General features: G+C 53.6%; 18 protein-coding genes. 14 read left to right on the top strand and 4 right to left on the bottom strand.

The features are described 5' to 3' along the window. Window positions 1–11 precede the first annotated feature (11 nt). Together HP555_RS13725 and HP555_RS13720 are read left to right on the top strand one after the other, a co-directional pair. Window positions 12–1514, top strand: coding sequence for an NfeD family protein (locus tag HP555_RS13725; RefSeq protein ID WP_199263132.1), 1503 nt, complete (start codon window positions 12–14; stop codon window positions 1512–1514). A gap of 20 nt (window positions 1515–1534) precedes the next feature. Next, entirely contained in the window at window positions 1535–2329 is a 795-nt protein-coding gene (locus tag HP555_RS13720; RefSeq protein ID WP_199263131.1) for a slipin family protein, read from the top strand. A gap of 22 nt (window positions 2330–2351) precedes the next feature. Here HP555_RS13720 and HP555_RS13715 read toward each other — a convergent pair whose 3' ends face one another. Beyond that, on the bottom strand, window positions 2352–2828 hold the full coding sequence (locus tag HP555_RS13715; RefSeq protein WP_199263130.1) for a CYTH domain-containing protein: 477 nt from the start codon (window positions 2826–2828) through the stop codon (window positions 2352–2354). Between the two features lie 363 nt (window positions 2829–3191). Here HP555_RS13715 and HP555_RS13710 point away from each other — a divergent pair, with 363 nt between their 5' ends. The 8 genes from HP555_RS13710 (at window position 3192) to HP555_RS13675 (ending at window position 10225) form a co-directional block, all read left to right on the top strand. Further along, the gene (locus HP555_RS13710) at window positions 3192–3725 is read left to right on the top strand and encodes a hypothetical protein (protein WP_233249201.1); all 534 of its coding nucleotides are present in this window, start codon (window positions 3192–3194) and stop codon (window positions 3723–3725) included. A 168-nt stretch (window positions 3726–3893) separates the two neighbouring features. After that, window positions 3894–4076, top strand: coding sequence for a hypothetical protein (locus HP555_RS13705; RefSeq protein ID WP_199263128.1), 183 nt, complete (start codon window positions 3894–3896; stop codon window positions 4074–4076). Further along, entirely contained in the window at window positions 4073–5536 is a 1464-nt protein-coding gene (gene mpl, locus HP555_RS13700) for a UDP-N-acetylmuramate:L-alanyl-gamma-D-glutamyl-meso-diaminopimelate ligase (protein WP_199263127.1), read from the top strand. Before HP555_RS13705 ends, mpl begins: the two co-directional genes overlap by 4 nt. Window positions 5537–5623: 87 nt before the next feature. Next, entirely contained in the window at window positions 5624–6760 is a 1137-nt protein-coding gene (locus tag HP555_RS13695) for an NAD(P) transhydrogenase subunit alpha (RefSeq protein WP_199263126.1), read from the top strand. An 8-nt stretch (window positions 6761–6768) separates the two neighbouring features. Then, a complete protein-coding gene (locus HP555_RS13690) occupies window positions 6769–7062 on the top strand; it encodes an NAD(P) transhydrogenase subunit alpha (protein ID WP_199263125.1) in 294 nt (97 codons plus the stop codon). Continuing rightward, window positions 7059–8450: an NAD(P)(+) transhydrogenase (Re/Si-specific) subunit beta gene (locus tag HP555_RS13685; RefSeq protein WP_199263124.1), complete on the top strand. Its 1392-nt coding sequence runs from the start codon at window positions 7059–7061 to the stop codon at window positions 8448–8450. Before HP555_RS13690 ends, HP555_RS13685 begins: the two co-directional genes overlap by 4 nt. Before the next feature lie 162 nt (window positions 8451–8612). Next, the gene (gene tilS, locus HP555_RS13680) at window positions 8613–9650 is read left to right on the top strand and encodes a tRNA lysidine(34) synthetase TilS (RefSeq protein ID WP_199263123.1); all 1038 of its coding nucleotides are present in this window, start codon (window positions 8613–8615) and stop codon (window positions 9648–9650) included. Window positions 9651–9895: 245 nt separating this feature from the next. Then, window positions 9896–10225: a hypothetical protein gene (locus HP555_RS13675; RefSeq protein WP_199263122.1), complete on the top strand. Its 330-nt coding sequence runs from the start codon at window positions 9896–9898 to the stop codon at window positions 10223–10225. Between the two features lie 43 nt (window positions 10226–10268). On the opposite strand, the gene HP555_RS13670 is transcribed toward HP555_RS13675, so the two are convergent. Both HP555_RS13670 and HP555_RS13665 read right to left on the bottom strand, forming a co-directional pair. After that, window positions 10269–11600, bottom strand: a complete 1332-nt coding sequence (locus HP555_RS13670) for a sigma-54-dependent transcriptional regulator (RefSeq protein WP_199263121.1) — start codon at window positions 11598–11600, stop codon at window positions 10269–10271. Window positions 11601–11628: 28 nt separating this feature from the next. Then, window positions 11629–13194 (bottom strand): ATP-binding protein, encoded by a 1566-nt coding sequence (locus tag HP555_RS13665; RefSeq protein WP_199263120.1) that lies wholly within the window; start codon window positions 13192–13194, stop codon window positions 11629–11631. 832 nt (window positions 13195–14026) lie between these two features. Here HP555_RS13665 and HP555_RS13660 point away from each other — a divergent pair. The 4 genes from HP555_RS13660 to HP555_RS13645 all read left to right on the top strand — a co-directional run bounded on the left by HP555_RS13660 (window position 14027) and on the right by HP555_RS13645 (window position 16913). Beyond that, window positions 14027–14863 carry a rhodanese-like domain-containing protein gene (locus HP555_RS13660; RefSeq protein WP_199263119.1) on the top strand — a complete coding sequence of 279 codons (837 nt, stop codon included), beginning with the start codon at window positions 14027–14029 and terminating at the stop codon, window positions 14861–14863. A 285-nt stretch (window positions 14864–15148) separates the two neighbouring features. Further along, window positions 15149–15811: a TusE/DsrC/DsvC family sulfur relay protein gene (locus HP555_RS13655; protein ID WP_199263118.1), complete on the top strand. Its 663-nt coding sequence runs from the start codon at window positions 15149–15151 to the stop codon at window positions 15809–15811. Between the two features lie 18 nt (window positions 15812–15829). After that, the gene (locus HP555_RS13650) at window positions 15830–16039 is read left to right on the top strand and encodes a sulfur reduction protein DsrE (RefSeq protein WP_199263117.1); all 210 of its coding nucleotides are present in this window, start codon (window positions 15830–15832) and stop codon (window positions 16037–16039) included. Between the two features lie 214 nt (window positions 16040–16253). Next, window positions 16254–16913 carry an esterase/lipase family protein gene (locus HP555_RS13645; RefSeq protein WP_199263116.1) on the top strand — a complete coding sequence of 220 codons (660 nt, stop codon included), beginning with the start codon at window positions 16254–16256 and terminating at the stop codon, window positions 16911–16913. Here the strand turns inward: HP555_RS13645 and selB are convergent. Next, entirely contained in the window at window positions 16910–18835 is a 1926-nt protein-coding gene (gene selB, locus HP555_RS13640; RefSeq protein ID WP_199263115.1) for a selenocysteine-specific translation elongation factor, read from the bottom strand. The two genes, HP555_RS13645 and selB, sit on opposite strands and share 4 nt — an antisense overlap. Window positions 18836–18846: the final 11 nt, after the last annotated feature.

Raw genomic sequence — 18846 nt, 5'->3', positions numbered from 1 at the left:
GGGTAAACGTTATGCGCGTTTTGACCTTTACTGATGGGCGTTGCTGTCGACAGAGCCGGGCCCGGACCTGGTTATGGTACGTGGTCGGAGCTGTGTTGAGTGTGCTGTTGTGTGCATTGCCCGGACCGGCAGCCGCATCACAAGATACGGTTATGGTGTTGCGGGTTGAAGGGGCCATTGGTCCGGCAACGGTTGATTATATCCACAGAGGCCTGAAGAGAGCAGTCGATTCCCAGGCGGTCCTGGTGGTGCTTGAAATGGATACCCCGGGAGGTCTTGATACCTCAATGCGGACCATTATCAAAGATATTCTTGCCTCGCCGATCCCTGTTGCAACGTATGTTGCACCTAAGGGAGCACGTGCAGCCAGTGCCGGTACCTATATCCTGTATGCCAGTCATATTGCCGCCATGGCACCGGCCACCAACATCGGAGCAGCCACACCGGTGGCCATCGGCATCGGCGGTCCGCAGCCGAAAAAGCCCGATGCCGCACCCAACCCTTCAAGTCCACAACCAGCGCAGGAACCGGCAGACTCCATCATTAAAAAGCCCGGTGGCAAGGCACCGTCTGCAACCGACCAGTCTGCTGAAGATGGAAAAACCATGCCCAAGTCAGATGGCGATGCCATGGCTGCAAAATCGATTGAAGATGCCACCGCCTATATCCGCAGCCTGGCACAGTTGCGTGGCCGTAACGTCGACTTTGCCGTGGCCGCAGTGCGCGAGGCCGACAGTCTGTCTGCAGAAGAAGCCCTGGCTCGGAAAGTGATTGACTATGTTGCTGTTGATCTGCCGGATCTGCTTCGGCAACTTGACGGGCAAGAGATCGGGACAACTCCGGACAAGAAGGTGCTGAGCACTGCTCAGGCCACAGTTGAGCGGTTTGATCCTGATTGGCGTACCCAGGTGCTTGCTGTCATGACGAATCCGCAGGTGGCCCTGATTTTGATGATGATCGGCGTCTATGGCCTGTTCTTTGAGTTCACCTCACCGGGATTCGGGGTTCCCGGCGTGGCAGGCGCCATCTGTCTGCTGATGGCCCTGTACGCTTTTCAGCTGTTGCCGGTTAATTGGGCAGGCGTGCTTCTGGTGGGTATCGGTTTCGCGATGATGGTTGCCGAGGTCTTTATGCCGAGTTTTGGTGTACTGGGTATCGGCGGTTGCATTGCCTTTATTGTTGGCGGCCTGTTTTTGATGGACACAGAGGCACCGGGCTTTGGCATACCACTGACTTTGATTGTTGGTCTGGCCATTGTCAGTGCTGCCGTGTTGCTTGCCATTGGTGGCTTTGCTGTTCGCAGCGTCCAGAGGCCGGTGGTCAGCGGCCGTGAAGGGATGGTCGGATCCCTGGCCACGGTTGTTGGGCAGGGGGACAACGGCCAGTGGTGGGTATATGTGCATGGAGAACGCTGGCTCGCCCGTTCAGAGCATTCACTTGCACCGGGTGCCAGGGTGCGGGTCGTGCGCCTGGATGGGTTGACCGTTGAGGTGATACCCGTGACCGATTCTTAAACAGTTCCGGAGGATTTTATATGGTATTCAATATGCAGTTCAGTCTTGCTCCTTTATTGATCGCACTGGTTGTGCTTGTCTTTGCATCGATCAAGATTTTGCGGGAGTACGAGCGGGGAGTCATCTTTCTGCTGGGCCGTTTCTGGAAGGTAAAAGGGCCCGGGCTGGTGATCGTCATTCCCGGTCTTCAGCAGATCGTCAAAGTGGACCTGCGGGTGGTGACCATGGATGTACCGTCTCAGGACGTGATTTCTAAAGACAACGTCTCTGTGAAGGTGAATGCCATTGTCTTCTTTCGTGTGATTGACCCGGAAAAGGCAATTATTCAGGTGGAGAACTTTCTCGTTGCCACCAGTCAACTGGCGCAGACAACGCTGCGGGCGGTTCTTGGCAAACATGAGCTGGATGAGATGTTGAGTGAACGGGAGCGGCTCAATTTTGCTGTTCAGCAGATTCTTGATGCCCAGACCGACTCGTGGGGAATCAAGGTGATCAACGTTGAGATCAAACACATTGATCTGAATGAAAGCATGATTCGTGCCATTGCCCAGCAGGCTGAAGCCGAACGTGAACGCCGCGCTAAAATCATCCATGCCGAAGGTGAGAAACAGGCGGCACAAACCCTGCGTGAGGCAGCTGAGATGCTGTCCAAAGAACCGGCATCCATGCAGCTGCGATATTTGCAAACGCTGACCCAGGTGGCTGGTGACAAGAGTTCGACTCTGGTCTTTCCGGTTCCGATGGACCTTCTCAACAGCCTGCAGGGTGTGAAAAACAGTGAGGTCGCATCCAAAACAGCCGACATCTCTTCCTAGCACCTGTGCTGCTTGACGGGTTTCAGGACTCTGGTTTCCAGGTGGTGTACGGCGTGATACAGAGGGCGGCGTTGTAGTACCGCATCTCTCCCGTCACCTCCCGGCCGATCCACTCGGGGCGGTCAAAGGGCTGGTCTTCACTTGTCAGTTCGATTTCAGCAACAACCAGGCCCTGGTTTAAGCCGGAAAACTCGTCAACCTCCCAGATACAGCCATGGTAGGGGATGGTGTAGCGTTTTTTTTCGATCTGCGGTTGCGGGCAGAGGGTATCGAGCATCTCCCGGGCATCTGCGAGAGGGATGGTGTACTCGTACTCACTGCGCACCATCCCAAGGGTGGCTCCTTTGACTGTCAGGTATCCCTGATCACCGACAATGCGCACCCGCACTGTTCGCTCAGGACTTGCGCAGAGGTATCCCTGACGGTAGACAACACCCTCTGCCAGCCCCCGCCACTGTGCATTCTTAAGAAGAAATTTACGTTCTATTTCTTGCGCCATACGTCCTCTTGATAAACGTGGTTTGGTTGATGAAGGGCAGGGTATCTGAAAAGTATACCCTGATCTGTTGCCTGCGCAATGGCGAAAAAATGGTCAGCATAGTAATGGGTGGATACAAGATGTTATGCAACCCGGATGTCCGGGCCGGGCTTTCAGGAGATCTTGTGAGGATCAGAGATTTTCAAGGTTTTTCCCATCAGGAAAGAACCGTACGGTCTCCTTCTGATCTTTACTTGACACCTCTTAGGCCTCTTGGTATCAGAGAGCTGACTTTTTTTCCGATTCATTGCAGGGGTTCCTGTGTCTCAGTACTCTCTCCTCTTTTTTGTGTTGTCATTGGCCGTCTGTCTCGGTGCGCTACCGGTGCGCTCGGAGGATAATGTACTGGACACGATTAAAGAGGCAACCCGACAGTATGCAAGCGGTGATTATACAGCAGCAGCCGCAAACCTTGATTATGCGGCGCAGCTTGTCCGGCAGCAGAAAAGTGAGCGCATGAAGGCCATGCTGCCGGAACCGTTGTCCGGTTGGCAGGGGAAAGAGGCCAGTGCTCAGGCATTGGGGGCAGCCATCCTCGGCGGCGGGGTGACGGTCAGTCGTGAATATCAAAAAGAGACGTCCACAGTTGCCATTGAAATCGTCTCCGACTCACCGGTGTTGCAATCGGTGCTGATGATGTTGAACAGTCCGATGTTTGCCGGTGCCGGCGGCGGTAAGCTGGAGACCGTTAAAGGGCAGCGTGCTGTTCTCAAGTATGATAACGAGAAGAAAAGCGGAGAACTTTTCGTGGTGGTCGCTTCCCGTTTTGTGGTCACCGTGAAGGGCAGGCCGGCAACAAAAGAAGAACTGCTCGCCTATGGAGAGGCCATCGATTATCAGATTCTGGAAAAAAATTGATGGAGAGCGTGGAAAAGGCCGCTGTGTTCCGGAGAAGAAACCACGGGCTCCCGGGAAATGCTGATGAGGTTTTTTTCGTGTGAGGGTGGTTGCCCCTGTTACAATCGGTAAAGAATTGGCCTTCTTCCTGTAACAGGGGTTTTTTGCAGGTACTCAAAGAGAACAGTCATGGGTGAAGAAGACAAAAGCCGGGCAACCGGCCGGCAAGAGGTCAGCCAGGAGGCGATTTTCAAAGTCACCAAAGAGATTGTCGTCAAGTTCATTGAAGTCGGCCGTCTGACTCCGGCCTCCTTTGCGGACACCTTTGATCGGGTGTATAAGGCTATCGAGCAGACGGTACGTTCCAAATGAGCAACACACTGCTTGATCCGTCTCTGAACAGGGCGCCGGCCGATGTGCGGCGTATCCACCTGATCGGTATCTGCGGCACCGGTATGGCCGCTCTTGCCGGTATGCTGCAGGAAAAGGGATATGCGATCACCGGTTCGGATCAGAATGTGTATCCACCGATGTCTGATTTTCTGGCTGATCTGGGTATTCCGGTGATGCAGGGCTATGCTGCTGCTCATCTCACTGCGCGCACTGATCTGGTGATTGTCGGTAATGTGGTGCGGGTCACCAACCCCGAGGCTGTGGAGCTTTCCCGGCTGGGCCTGCCATATCTGTCCATGCCCCAGGCCCTGGCGCATTTCTTTCTTACCGGTAAGCGTTCGCTTGTGGTAGCCGGTACCCATGGTAAAACAACCACCTCTTCCATGCTGGCGACAACGTTGCATCGTCTGGGTGCTACTCCCGGGTTTATGATCGGTGGTCTGGTTGAAGCCTTTGGCCGTAACTTCCATCTCAGTGACGGCCGGTTCTTTGTGGTTGAAGGGGATGAGTACGACACCGCCTTTTTTAACAAGGTGTCGAAGTTCCACCATTATCAGGCAGAGTGCGCTATTCTCACCTCAGTGGAGTTTGATCATGCCGACATCTTTGCTGATTTTGACGCGGTGCAGGCCTCTTTTTCCAAATTTATCGGCCGTCTTCCCGGCAAAGGGGTGCTGGTGGCAAACTTTGATGATCCGGTGGTGGCGGAGCTGGCCCGCAACAATGCCCGTTGTCCGGTGATCAGCTATGGAACAGGACGGCATTGTCACTGGCGTGTGTCTGATCTGCAGATGGAGGGCCTGACCAGCACGTTTTCAGTGTATCATAAAGGGCAGTTTGTGGGGCGCTGCCGCCTGCCCATGCCGGGATTGCACAACTGCCTGAATGCCCTGGCCGTCATTGCCCTGCTCAACCATCTTGGTTTTTCTGTTGAGGCGATTTTTTCCGGGCTGGCGTCTTTTGAAGGGGTGAAACGCCGCCAACAGATCCGGGGGCAGGTAGGTGGGATCACAGTTGTTGATGATTTTGCTCACCATCCGACCGCGGTCCGGGAGACGCTGCAGGCCCTGCGCCTGGCCTGGCCGGACAACCGGTTGGTGGTCGTGTTTGAGCCGCGCACCAATACCAGCCGGCGGGCCGTGTTTCAAAAGGAGTATGCCGGTGTGTTTTCTGCTGCTGATCGCGTGTTGATTCGTGAGCACGTGCCTCTGGATACCCTCTCCTTGGAAGAGCAGTTTTCATCAGCCAGGCTTGCGGCGGATCTGGCCGCACAGGGTCTACCTGCCCGGGCCTACGCCGATACGGATGCCATCCTGACGGCACTTGTTACAGATTGTATGGCCGGTGACATAGTCGTTATCCTTTCCAACGGTGGGTTTGACGGTATCCATGACCGGTTGTTAACGTTGTTGAGTAAACCGGCGGACAGCGTATCGTAACAGTATTTTTATACATCTTATTCTCCAACTGTTGAAAGTGGTTGCCCCTGGCACTGCTTTTTTTGTCTTTGTATAAGGAGTGTGTTTATGAATATTGCGGTAATGAAAGAGGTCCATCCCGGAGAAACCAGGGTGCCCATGGTACCGGCAACGGTTGAACGTTTGGTGAAGCTCGGTGCAGAAGTGGTGGTGGAAGCCGGGGTCGGGGCGACATGTCGGTTTGACGATGCTGCCTACGAGGCCGTGGGGGCGCGTGTCTCCCCGGCACGCGAAGAGATGCTCGCCAATGCTGATATTGTTCTTCGTTTACGTAAACCACCGTTAAGCGAGATACCCCTCATGCGACAGGGTGCCCTCCATGTGAGTTATCTCGACCCCTTCAATGAGGTGGCACTGGTTGAGGCCATGGTCACGGCCCGTATCAGCGGCGTCAGTCTGGAGATGATTCCCCGGACCACCCTGGCGCAGAAGATGGATGTACTCAGTTCCCAGGCAAATCTTGCCGGCTATGTTTCGGTGTTACTGGGAGCCTCCCACCTGGATAAGATCCTGCCGATGATGACAACACCGGCCGGTACCATCAAGCCGGGCAAGGTCTTCATCATCGGAGTCGGGGTTGCCGGTCTGCAGGCCATTGCCACGGCCAGACGACTGGGCGCCAGGGTTGAAGCCTTTGACACCAGACCGGTGGTGGAAGAACAGGTCAAGTCGCTTGGTGCTAAATTTGTCAAGATAGATATCGGCGAAACAGGCCAGACCAAAGACGGGTATGCGACCCAGCTGACCCCGGAGCAGCTTGCCCTGCAAAAACAGGGGATGGCCAAGGCCTGTAGCCAGGCGGACATCGTCATCACCACGGCCCAGCTCTTTGGCCGACCGGCTCCGCGTATCGTTGACCATGCCATGATCGCCCAGATGCAGCCGGGATCGGTTATTGTTGATATGGCAGTGGAAACCGGTGGTAATGTTGAGGGATCAGAGGTGGATAAAGTCGTGGAGATTGAGGGGGTTAAGGTTATAGGGATAGGTAATCTGCCCGGCAAGGTGGCCCTGGCCGCAAGCCAGATGTATTCTAACAACCTCGGCAACTTTTTGAGCCATTTCTGGAATAAAGAGGAGAACGCCTTTCATCTGAACCTGGACGACGAGATTATCAAAGGAGCACTGGTTACCCACAACGGGGCGATCTTTAGTGAAATGTATAAAAATATCATGCACAAGTGAGGTGCATAATGACCGCTGTTTTTTTAACGTTTATCTTTGTACTGACTATTTTCCTTGGCTTTGAAGTGATCTCCAAGGTGCCGTCAACACTGCACACGCCGCTCATGTCCGGATCCAACGCCATCTCCGGGATCACCCTGATCGGAGCGTTGGCTTCGATGCAGCTTTCCAACCATGGTTTTACCACGGTCCTCGGTACCCTGGCCGTGATTCTGGCCACCATCAATGTTGTCGGTGGGTACGCGGTCACCGATCGAATGCTGTCCATGTTCAAGAAGAAAGACAAGGGAGGGGCGCAGTGAATCTCGACCAGATTGAAATCAATTTTGTCTATGTAGTATCGGCAGCTCTTTTTGTGTTTGGGCTGAAAATGCTCAGCTCGCCGGCTACAGCCCGTCGCGGCAACCTGATTTCCGCTCTGGGTATGCTCATCGCCATTGTTGCCACTCTTCTTGCCCAGGGACTTGACTTCCGCTGGATCCTTATCGGTATGGTGATCGGCAGTCTTTTGGGGATGACCGGCGCCTATTTCGTCAAGATGACCGCCATGCCGGAGATGGTCGCCCTGTTCAACGGGTTTGGAGGGCTGGCCTCCCTACTGCTGGCCTGGTCGGAGTACCATCAAAACCCAGCCATGGTACCGACCATAGTTATCATTGCCGCCATATCGGTCTTCATCGGTGGTGTCACCTTTACCGGATCCATGGTGGCCTTTGGTAAACTCGCCGGCAAACTGCCGCAAAAGGCGATCGTGTTCAAGGGGCAACATCTGATCAATGCCGGTATCCTGCTGATGGTGTTTGGGACGGCAGCGCTCTTTTACCTGACCTCCACCTCACTGTTCGGGTATTTCTTTTTTGTACTGCTTGTCCTCATCGCGCTCGGCTTTGGTGTAACCTCAACCATTCCCATCGGCGGAGCAGATATGCCGGTGGTTATTTCGCTCTTGAACAGTTACTCGGGACTTGCCGCCTGTGCCGCCGGTTTCGTGGTCTCCAACAACATCCTCATTGTTGCTGGAGCATTGGTCGGGGCAAGCGGTATTATCCTCACGCAGATCATGTGCAAGGCTATGAACCGTTCTTTAGCCAATGTGCTCTTTTCCGGATTTGGTTCAGGCACCGTGAAGCAGAGCGGGGATAAAGAACTGCAGGGTGAGGTCAAACCGGCCAGTGCCGAGGATGTCTACTATATCCTTGAGGCGGCAGATTCGGTGGCCTTTGTTCCGGGGTATGGGCTGGCGGTTGCCCAGGCCCAGCATGTCGTCAAGGAGCTGGGTGATCTGCTGGAGGCAAACGGCAGTGAGGTCGTTTATGCTATCCATCCGGTGGCCGGCCGAATGCCCGGTCATATGAACGTGCTTCTTGCCGAGGCCAACGTCTCCTACGATCAGTTGGTGGAGATGGACGATATCAACCCGCGAATGGATGCTGTTGATGTCTGTGTGGTCATCGGTGCCAACGATGTTGTCAATCCGGCCGCTGTGTTTGAAGAGAACAGCCCGATTTACGGGATGCCTATTATTGAGACATACCGGGCCAAGACCGTCATTGTTCTGAAACGATCGATGAGTCCGGGTTTTGCCGGGATCGAGAATGCACTTTTCTTCCGCGAGAACACCCGGATGTATTTTGGTGATGCCAAAGCATCGATTCAGGCTCTGGTGGCCGAATTTAAGAGCGGAGGCTGAGCCCGGAAGTTCTGCGATAAAACCAGTGATTGATCGGCTGCAGGCAGGACATGCCATCGAAAGCATCATCAGAAAGGAGGAGGTTGATCAGATACATTCTGTCTTTGCTGCAGGTGCACGTTGGACAGACGTTGTGGCCACAGGGCAACAGCAGGTTGAAGAATGGCACATCCTCTTGAGATGACGGTGCAACGGGTCCTGGCCGGCTTACCGGAACCGGTGCAGGGGAGTCGGGTACTGATCGGTGTATCCGGGGGTGCTGATTCGATGGCATTGCTCCATATCCTGGCAGCACTTCGGCACCTCTGTTCGTTTACTCTGTTTGCAGCCTATATCGATCATGGTTTGCGACCGGAAGAGACCCCGCTGGAGTGGCATTGTGTGCAGCAGGCCGCCGATTCTCTGGGTATTGAGAGTATACGCATCAGCGTTGATGTCCATGGCGAGGCTGCGGAACGCAGGCTGTCGGTGGAGCATGCCGCACGGGAAGTACGGTATCGTGCCTTTGCACAGCTGAGCCGACAGTGGGGAACCAGCCTGTTGGCCGTGGCGCATACCGCTGATGACCAGGCGGAAGAGGTTTTACTGCGACTGTTCCGGGGTGGTGGCCGTAAGGCACTGTCCGGGATGTCCCAGCAGACAGGTCATGTGATTCGACCCCTTTTGGGTATTCGTAAAGCCGAACTGCTTGCCTATCTGCAGGATCAGGGGATTGTCTTCTGTCACGATTCAAGTAACGATGAAGTCCACTTCCTGCGCAACCGCATCCGTCTTGAACTCCTTCCTTTTTTAGAAACACGGTTTGATGCAGGTATCCGTTCCGCTCTTCTGAAAACCGCTGCCAACCTGGCCGAGGATGAGGAGTTGTTGGCACAACTCCTTAGCCAGTGCTGGGACAGGGTGGTCGACCGGCTGGCTGTTGATGGCAGTGGTCATCCCTTTTGCCGTCTTCACCGTCCTGCCTTTATACAGTTGCATGCAGCCCTGCAGCGCCGTCTGATCGAACAGCTTCTGTGGAAACTTGATGCTGCAGCCCATCATGCCCAGATCCTGGCTGTTGCGGCACTCGGTCGTTCCGGTCGCAGCAGCAGTGAACTGCATCTTCGCCGCGGATTACGGGTGGTGGTCAGCCGTTCGTACATGCTCTTTTCGTACCCACAGGGAAAAGGTCCCTGGCGTGGTCGTCTTCAGACGCACTGATTTTCGACAATTTTGTCGAGCATGTCGATGAGATGTCGAAATGTTGGGGTGAACGAGCCCGCAATGTGCTCCGCTGGGTGAGTATACCGCCATTTTTTATACTACCTTTCTGGCATGAATGTTGAATGGTATTGGGCAGGAAAACCGATGTTCCCTTGGAGGAACGCTCAGAGTAACCACTATGTCAGTGAGGTCAGACGATGAACACGATGAAAAAAATACTGTTGGTCCTTTCGGTTGTGTGTATGGCAGCCGGAACCGCCTGGGCAGTGGATTATTCCCGGATGTCCAATGATGAGTTAAATACCCATCGCGGTACCATGTACAACGCCACCCCGGAAGAGTGGAATAACTTCCATACCGAGTGGTGGAAGCGACTCAGCCAGATGGGGCCGGACGAGCGGCAGAAGTATATGGGTCCCCGTGGGTGGCATCAGGGCTATGGGAGAGGGCATGGCATGGGTAGAGGAATGATGGGGCCGAGAGGTGGTGGGTACTGTTGTCCCTGTCCAGGAGGAGGACCGGGTTGGCAGTATCAGGGCGGTGGTGATACTGCTCCGCCAGCGGGAAAGTAAACGGAATTGCATGGATCGGCATCCAGTAGAACGGATGCCGATCTCATCTTTTTTTTGCGATATTCAACTTTTCCATTTTGTACCGGAGCACCCGTTCGCTGATGCCCAGAGATTCAGCTGCTCTGGTCTGCACCCAGTTGGAGCGCTCAAGAGCCTCAATGAGCATCTGTCGCTCAACTTCGCTCAGCCGGGTGTTGAGATCGCCTTCAATGGTCTGGTTCTGAAAGGTACGCACCTCTGCAGGAAGATCACGCAGGCTGATAACAGGCGAACGGGCAAAGGTGATCGTGCGCTGGAGGATATGTTCCAGCTCCCTGATGTTGCCGGGGAAAGCGTACTTGGTCAACTGCCCCATTGCCTGGTCATCAATTACAGCTTTACTGTGATATTTGTTTAAGAAAAAATGGGTCAGAGCCGGAATGTCCTCCTTGCGTTGCCTGAGAGGAGGCAGGTCGATGGCAATGACATTGAGTCGAAAGTAGAGATCCTCACGAAAAGTGCCATCCGTTGTCATCTGCTTCAGATCACGGTTCGTGGCAGCCAGTACGCGTACATCCACCGGCACAAACTGTTCACCTCCCACCCGTTGGATTGATTTTTCCTGAAGTGCCCGCAGTAACTTGGCCTGTACCATCATAGGCAGCTCCCCGACCTCATCCAGAAGCAGTGTGCCCTGGTGCGCCTGCTCAAACACACCACGACGGCGGCTGACGGCACCGGTAAATGCTCCCTTTTCGTGGCCGAAAAGTTCCGATTCGAACAAACCTTCCGGTACGGCTGCGCAGTTGAGCGGTATAAACGGCCCGGCCTTGCGTGGACTGAGCAGGTGTAACAGGCGAGCGATCAGTTCCTTGCCGGTACCGGTTTCTCCCTGGATCAGGACAGTCCAGGGGCTTGGAGCTGCCCGCATGACAAGGGAAATGACCTGTTGCATTGCCGGACTGGCAGCCACGATCCGTACCGGTAAATCGGTGGTGTTGATCACCTTTTCCACCTGAGCCACATCCCTGGCAATATACAGACCTTCTTCAATGGTCTGAATCTGTTTCAGAAGGTGTGTCAAATCCACAGGTTTTTCAAGGAAATCATCTGCTCCCAGCTGCATCACCCGAACAGCGGTATCAACGGCGCCGTAGGCGGTGATCATGATGACTCGCACCAGCGGGTTGATGCGTTTGAGTTCAGCAAGTACTGCGTCACCATGCAGGTCCGGCAGACGATGATCGAGCAGAACAAGATCAATGGGGAGGTGACGGAAAGCGTGGATCGCCTCTTCACCGGTGGCTGCTTCAGTAATGGTATAGCCTTGTTTTACAAGAAAACCGGCCAGAAGATTACGCTGTAGCTGTTCATCATCAACAATTAAGATATGCATAACAGTCTGTTTACTGACAAGAGTGTTTTTAAGAAGGAAGGGTAGCCGTCTGCACCAGCGGTATGACCAGAAGAGCTGTGAACTGCTGCCGGGAGTGATCAACAGTGACCTCAAGAGCACCTCTGTGTGCTTCTGCTATACGCCTGCTGAGTGCAAGGCCCAGCCCGGTGCCGCGCATTTTGGTTGTGAAATACGGCTCGCCTAAACGTTTTGCATCATCAACAGAGAGGGTGCAGTTTCCGTTTGTTAAAGTGATACATGCCTTGGCTGCTGTTTTATTCAGTGCAATATGGATATATCCTCCGGTCGGTTGTGCTTCAATGCTGTTTTTCAGCAGATTTTCCAGCAGCTCCGCCAGCAGATCAGGATCTGCTTCGATTAAACCGACAGAGGTGTTGGTCTGTGTTATCTCAATGTTCTGTTGTTGACATCGTTGCTGGTAGAGGATGAGCAGCTGCTGGATAAGTAAGGGTACATCAACGATTTGCAACCGTGGGTTAAGCGGCTGGGTAAAGCGTTGCAGCTCATTGATGATAACACTGGTGCGGTTCACCGCCTCCTGCATGGCAATGACCAGTTCGTGTTGCGCAGTATCAAGACTGGTCGACTCCAGCCGAAGACGCTGCAACCCCATACTGATGGCATTGAGCGGATTACGAACTTCGTGTGCAATGATGGCGGTTGCTCTTCCCAGGGCAGCGGCTTCATGCTCTCTGGCCAGTAACCGTTCAAAGGAACGGGTACGGTTAAGGTCGTTTTGCTGGACATGGTACAGTAACCAGGAAAAAAAGAGGCCCAGGGAGAGGAGCAGCGCGCTGAACAGAAAAAATTGCCGGCGCAGCAGTTTGATCCGATTGAAGTGCTGCGATGCGTCCAGAGCGATGACCAGGGTGCCTGACGACATGGAAAGGCGTGTCTCTGCTGTCCACTTGCCGTGCTCATCGATGAGCCGGATCGTTCCGCCGGCAGAAGGTGGAAGACCTTCTTCAAGATGAACCGAACGAATGCCGGGCAGGTTGGAAAGATTGGTCAGCAGTGCCGGTAATGCCATTTCGGCTTGGAGCTGGATACTTGCCTTTGCATCAAGACCGACCTGGATGCACTGGACGGCTTTGTTGTCTGAAGTACCGACAAACAGGGCAGTGCCATGCTGATCATAATGCACCACATCAGGGCTCAGAGTGCAGGGTTGGCTGCGTTGCCAGTCTGCAGGGCCGGTGATTCTTGTTCCGTCCTGTTGCACCACCTCGATACCGACCAGACCGGTTTCTTTTGCCAGGGCGGTCAACTCATCTTCCTGGAGAGGATCAATGGTGTTGAGGTAGTCGATAAAACGGATCTTGTCACGGAGTACAGACACCATCACATTTTCAATGGTGTTACGAGCCAGCTCGGCATTTGCCAGGTGTTCCTCGATAATCATACTGATCATCTGTGACCGACCAAGTGTGTTACGTTGCAGATCACGGTCATTGGTGGTCATCTGCCAGAAAAACACGACCAGAACGAGAACGATAAGTATTCCGAAACCGGTCAGGTTTAATGCCCAGAAGGGGAGTGGATATTTCGGCCTGGCGGGTGGGTCGGCTTTCATCGTCTGCCCCCATGCAAGCGGTGGCGATGGCCGTGGCCGTGTTTTTTCCCTCCATGCATGTTGCCCCGGCATGTACACAGTCGAGCCCTGACACCTGTAGGATCTTCCGGATAACGCTGCCTGAGCGATTGGCCTGAGTCGGTGGATCCGGAGTGATCATCCGGGCCGACCTGCTCTTTGTTTTTTTTCGGCGGGGTAGATGGTACTTCTGTCCCGGAATATAAAGGTTCTGCAGCATGAGTAGTGTTCATCTCAAAACCATGCGTCATTGCCAGGCCGATGCAGCCGGCAAGGAGATATAGTTTTGCGCGTTTGAGTGCGGAGGCAGGTAAAGAGAGACGAGGCGGAAAATATGTTGTTCTCATAAAAAGTGCTCTGGAGATTGTGTTGCATGACAGCTGATCCATGCAGACTATGCATAACCATTGTCGGCCGCGGTTGTAAAGAACTTGCCGCGACGATCGATGGCTGAATCGTTGAGGGGAAAGACAGTCCGTCTGTTCGAATCGTCAAGGTGAGAGTACACGTGCTGCCTGTCGAAAGACGTGCGGTTGTACAGATGGACTAACTATCGACTCACCAGCGGTAAACTGTTTCCAACTATGCAAGATAGAGGCCGGACAGGAGTTGCAGTGATGACTGTTTGGTGTGGTATGGTCGGTGCACTGGCAGATCTGTACAGCCCGATTCTGAAACTTGCTGGATAATTTTGCCGGTCTCATGTTTTAATGTCGGGTATATTCATGGAGGATATCATCTGTCTGGACAGTACCTTTGATATTTTTATATCATGATCAGTCAGCCGAAAGAGTTCGGTAACAGGAGTACGTCAATGCAAAAATTGGAGCCTGAGTTTCAGGATATCAGTGTGGAGAAGGTGCGGGGGTATTTGCAGCAGCATGATGAACAGGATTATATGCTGATCGATGTCCGTCAACCCAGTGAATACAACCAGGCGCATATTCCCGGAGCCATACTTATTCCTCTGGGAGAGATTCCCGAGAGAATGGCTGAGCTGGAAACAGATAAAGACATTATTTTTTATTGTCGTTCCGGCAACCGATCCAGAGGTGCGGCTATCTTTGTTGCTTCTCAACCGCATATTGCCGGCACTGTTTTTAATATGGCCGGTGGCATCCTTGCGTGGAATGGTGAGCTGCTGGCAACCGGCCCGCAGTTGCGGGTGTTTGATCTCAGCGGCACGGAGCACGATATCCTGTATCGGGCCATGGAGCTGGAGCGTGGGGCGGCAGAGTATTACCTTGTTTTGTCTCAGCGTTATGGCGATAGTCCCTGGGCAAAGACCCTGTCCGAACTTGCGGCTGCTGAGAAGGCGCATGCCATGACGATCTATCGTGCCTGGGCGGAGCAACAGACTGCTCCACCGTCCTTTTCTGCCGTCTATGCGGATTTAAGAAAAGATATCGTTGAAGGCGGAATGACGATTCCCGATCTCCTGGATAGGCTGGCGGATGATGAGAGGACGCTGTGCCGCGATACCCTGGAGATGGCACTGTCCCTTGAGTATGTGGCGTATGATCTGTCTCGCAATATGGCGCATCACTGGCGAGGCCAACCTCTGGAGGCCGTGTTTCAGGCCCTTGCTGAAGGAGAAAAAGAACACATACTGCTGGTGGCGCAGGCCCTGTCGCTTTGTCCGGAATCATGAAAGAATTCTTGCAGAGAAAATGACCCGGTGCTATAGCTTTTTAAGAAAAGTTGCGGATAAAATAGGGGCCTTCAACGTGTTGTTGAAAGGACAATGCTGTTGGATCCCGGTATTTATTGCATGCAAAAGTGCACATTTGTACAGTTTGTAATGGAAAAGACGTTTTCTGACGGGTTGATGAGACAGTTTTTTTCACAGAATTTTAACGGTGTAACCATGCTCTTACTGAGATGTTGCTGAGAAGCCGTGGTGCGGCATGAAACTCGAGGCGCAAAAGGAGAACATATGAAACCCTTTCACTACAAAGACGTAACATACGAATTGGATGAACAGGGTTGCCTGCTTGATCCAAAACAGTGGACCAGGGATTTTGCTGAAGGCATGGCACGGGAGTGCGACATTCCGGTACTGTCGGGTGAACATTGGGACGTGATCGATTATATTCGGCAAACCCATGAACAAACCGGTGTCTGTCCCACTATTTTTGCCGCCTGTAAAGCTAACGGACTGCGTCCCCAGGAGATGCAGAAGCTTTTTCCGGCCGGGTATCATCGAGGTCTGTGCCGGATTGCCGGTGTGCATTACCGTTTAAGCACTGTGCCGTACAGTGTGCATCTCCGTGAGAGTGTGGCCGATCTACGGGCTTTGTCAGGAGACAAGGTGTACACCACTGATGTCCGGGGGTTCCTTGTCGATCCGGACACATGGGACGAGAACTTCGCCGTTCACCGTGCCATGGAAATGCGTATTCCGGAAGGGAAGCTCACCGATGAGCACTGGCGGATCCTCTACTATCTGCGTGATGTTTTTCAGGTCGAACATCGAATCCCCACTATCTATGAAACCTGTGAAAGCTGCGATATCGACTTGGACAGGTTTGAACAGCTTTTTCCGGACGGGTATCACCGTGGTGCCCTGAAAGTTGCCGGTCTTCGATTTATCAAATAACAACGGCAAAGATGCAGCATGAAGATGACTTTAATGGTGTGCAGCGGCGATCCGGAGGTGGTGTGGAACGCTTTTCGGATGGGTAATCTGATGCTGGAGCAGATGGACGATGTGACCATGTTTCTCAATGGGCCGTCGGTTCAGTATGAACAACTGTCTTCTGAAACGTTTCCTTTGATGGAGTTGGCCAGAGTTTTCACCCTTTCTGAAGGGGTGCTTTTAGCATGAGGCAAGCTGCTGGACCTCCACGGTGTGGAGGCAGGGCAGCATCAGCGGGCAAAACAGAGTGACCTCTACTCGCTGATTGTTGAAAGCGATCGGTTGGTGACATTTTAAGTGACAAGGTTCACAGCCATCTCCAGGCAGAACCCTTTGTGGCTGCCGGCCGGTATGGGCGTACCTTCATAAAGATCAGGTGATCGGTTATGAGAGGAGGCCGGAGGTGAGTGACAGGCAGCAGGGGGTGATACTGCTTCACGGGCTGGCACGCACCCGGCTGTCTATGCGATCACTTGCTTCGTATCTGAGCCGGCAGAACTACGCCGTCCTGAACGTCGGTTATCCTTCCCGCCACTTTCCCGTCGAGCGCCTTGCTCAGGATGTTCTCCCCCCGGCACTGGCAACCTTCCGCCGGCAGGATGTCGGCACTGTGCACTTTGTCACCCATTCCATGGGCGGTATTGTGTTGCGATCTTTCCTGGCAGCAGACGGAATATTGCCCGAACTGGGACGGGTGGTTATGCTCAGTCCTCCAAACCAGGGAAGTGAGCTGGTGGATCTGTGGCGTTCTTTTTTCTGGTTTCGTTGGTTTTTTGGACCAGCCGGTTGCCAGCTGGGGACTGATCCATGTTCCTTACCCAACCGGCTTGGCCCGGCCCGGTTTGCCCTTGGAATTATTACCGGTGATCGTCCACTGCAGGGGTTCGGCCACTTTTTTTCTGAACCCAATGACGGCAAGGTGACTGTCTCCCGGGCAAAGTTGGCGGGAATGTCTGATTTTCTCGTGTTACCCTATGGTCACAGCATGATCATGGTGCACAGGCCGGTGCACGAGCAGGTGGGATGTTTTTTGAAAACCGGTCGGTTCCAGAGAGCCGGTTAACTCTTGCGCAGAACCCTTTTATCATCAATCCGGATGGTCAGCTTGATCTTGTCAAAGTGCTCTAAAAGAGGGATGGAAAACTTGCGCGTCAGACCGGTCAGCTCCTTGAAGCGTTGAGCATCGATATCTCCTTCGCGGCGAATGAAAGCGGTTACCTTTTCTTGCAGTTCGGCAACAGCCGGGGCGTGGAAAAACAAGGTCTCGTTAATGCGGATAAGCGCTGCTTTTTTAACAAGCAGGTCAATAACCTGGCGAACCTGGCGTTCAGGGATTGAAGAAAAGGCTGCGAAGACATCCTTAAGAATGGGTGGAGTAAGACCGGCCTCCCTGTACATGGCGTTGATTTCCTCTTCCATGGTTTGTTCATCAACCTGTAAGGTCACTGTGTGGCCGCTTATCCTGATTTCTGCCCCGCTTTGCTCAATCACTTCTTTTTTAACAAGACCGGCCAGCAGACTGTTCAGTACCTTGGTGTCAATGGGCGGCTTCAGTTGTGAGCGTAACGCTTCTTTGGCTAGACCGGTGTCCAGGGGGTTCTGCTGGTGAAATCGTGTGAGCAGGGCAACAATTCGCTGGCTGAGTGTTTCAGCCACAGAGGCTGCCAGGAAGCGCTGGCTTTCCGAGTCAACAACCACAATGACCCCGGTGGAAAGAGGAAGTTGCAGTTGTTTTTTGAGCTTTTTGCTGAACACACCGGTACGCGCAGCCAACTGGTCGGCAGTGATCCCTCTGGGACCGCATGCTTCAACCAGCATGAGGAGTCGACGTTCATCATCAGCAGCGGTGAGGGCGGTAAAATAATCCTGATTGTCCAGTCTGTCGTTTTCTGATGCCCGTTTACGCTTTCGTGGACTGTTGTCCAGAATGAAGCCGCCACCAATGGTGGTGACCGGCGAATAGCTGCGGACAACATAGTGGTCACCCGGCCAGACAGCAACGGGCTCCTGCAGGATCAACTGGACTCTGGTGTCTTCTCCGGGGGAAACAGCCTCTGTCTCTGCAAGCAGAACACGACCGATGATCTCCCGGGTGCCGAGGTGAACCCGCACCAGAGAACGATGTTTCAGTTCTTTACCGGCTGATGCCAGATAATGAAATCCGGCGTCCAGGAGAGTGGAGCTGATCATGCTGCCGGGAGTGGCCGCCATGCTGCCTCGTTCAATCTGCTCTTTCTCGATACCCTGGAGATTGATGGCGGTCCGGTGGCCGGCCTCAACCATGTCGATGTCCTGTCCATGCACCTGGATACCGCGTACTTTGGCCGTAAGACCACCGGGATAAAATGCCAGATCATCTCCTGTCTCGATTCTGCCGGAGATCGAGGTGCCGGTAATCACGGTGCCAAACCCCTTCATCGAGAAAACCCGATCAACAGGCATGCGAAAAGGTCCGAATACCTCGTGGAAATGGATGGTGGAGACCTTGTCGTCCAACAGGCGAAGGAGATCATCTATTCCGCTGCGACTGATTGAATCGACCGGTACGATTGGGGCTTCGGCGAGAAAGCTGCCGGCAAAAAAATCATGAACCTCCTCTGTAACCATGTCGAGCCATTCCTGGTCAACGGTGTCTTTTTTGGTCAGGACAATAAGTCCGTCCCGGACACCGAGCAGGCGGCAGATTTCGAAATGTTCAACTGTTTGCGGCATAATTCCTTCATCTGCAGCAATGACAAACATAACGAGATCCATTCCAGCTGCACCGGCCACCATGTTGCGAATGAACTTTTCGTGGCCCGGGACGTCAACAATGCCAACCCGGTGACCGCAGGGAAGGTCGAGATGAGCAAACCCTAACTCAATGGTGATGCCGCGTACTTTTTCTTCTCTGAGCCGGTCGGTGTCAATACCGGTCAGGGCACGGATGAGACTGGTTTTACCGTGGTCGACATGGCCGGCTGTTCCGAGGATGACTTCGCGCATGAGCAGTGGCG

Source organism: Desulfobulbus oligotrophicus, assembly GCF_016446285.1.
GTDB classification, from domain to species: Bacteria; Desulfobacterota; Desulfobulbia; order Desulfobulbales; family Desulfobulbaceae; genus Desulfobulbus; species Desulfobulbus oligotrophicus.
The sequence above is the reverse complement of the archived record's forward strand: the minus strand, read 5'-3'. Positions and strand labels throughout refer to the sequence as shown.

Excerpts from the sequence above, each read along its gene's own strand:
- HP555_RS13725 (WP_199263132.1), top strand. The coding sequence starts at position 12 with ATGCGCGTTTTGACCTTTACTGATGGGCGTTGCTGTCGACAGAGCCGG.
- HP555_RS13720 (WP_199263131.1), top strand. The coding sequence starts at position 1,535 with ATGGTATTCAATATGCAGTTCAGTCTTGCTCCTTTATTGATCGCACTG.
- HP555_RS13715 (WP_199263130.1), bottom strand. The coding sequence starts at position 2,828 with ATGGCGCAAGAAATAGAACGTAAATTTCTTCTTAAGAATGCACAGTGG.
- HP555_RS13705 (WP_199263128.1), top strand. The coding sequence starts at position 3,894 with ATGGGTGAAGAAGACAAAAGCCGGGCAACCGGCCGGCAAGAGGTCAGC.
- mpl (WP_199263127.1), top strand. The coding sequence starts at position 4,073 with ATGAGCAACACACTGCTTGATCCGTCTCTGAACAGGGCGCCGGCCGAT.
- HP555_RS13695 (WP_199263126.1), top strand. The coding sequence starts at position 5,624 with ATGAATATTGCGGTAATGAAAGAGGTCCATCCCGGAGAAACCAGGGTG.
- HP555_RS13690 (WP_199263125.1), top strand. The coding sequence starts at position 6,769 with ATGACCGCTGTTTTTTTAACGTTTATCTTTGTACTGACTATTTTCCTT.
- tilS (WP_199263123.1), top strand. The coding sequence starts at position 8,613 with ATGGCACATCCTCTTGAGATGACGGTGCAACGGGTCCTGGCCGGCTTA.
- HP555_RS13675 (WP_199263122.1), top strand. The coding sequence starts at position 9,896 with ATGGCAGCCGGAACCGCCTGGGCAGTGGATTATTCCCGGATGTCCAAT.
- HP555_RS13670 (WP_199263121.1), bottom strand. The coding sequence starts at position 11,600 with ATGCATATCTTAATTGTTGATGATGAACAGCTACAGCGTAATCTTCTG.
- HP555_RS13665 (WP_199263120.1), bottom strand. The coding sequence starts at position 13,194 with ATGAAAGCCGACCCACCCGCCAGGCCGAAATATCCACTCCCCTTCTGG.
- HP555_RS13660 (WP_199263119.1), top strand. The coding sequence starts at position 14,027 with ATGCAAAAATTGGAGCCTGAGTTTCAGGATATCAGTGTGGAGAAGGTG.
- HP555_RS13655 (WP_199263118.1), top strand. The coding sequence starts at position 15,149 with ATGAAACCCTTTCACTACAAAGACGTAACATACGAATTGGATGAACAG.
- HP555_RS13650 (WP_199263117.1), top strand. The coding sequence starts at position 15,830 with ATGAAGATGACTTTAATGGTGTGCAGCGGCGATCCGGAGGTGGTGTGG.
- selB (WP_199263115.1), bottom strand. The coding sequence starts at position 18,835 with ATGCGCGAAGTCATCCTCGGAACAGCCGGCCATGTCGACCACGGTAAA.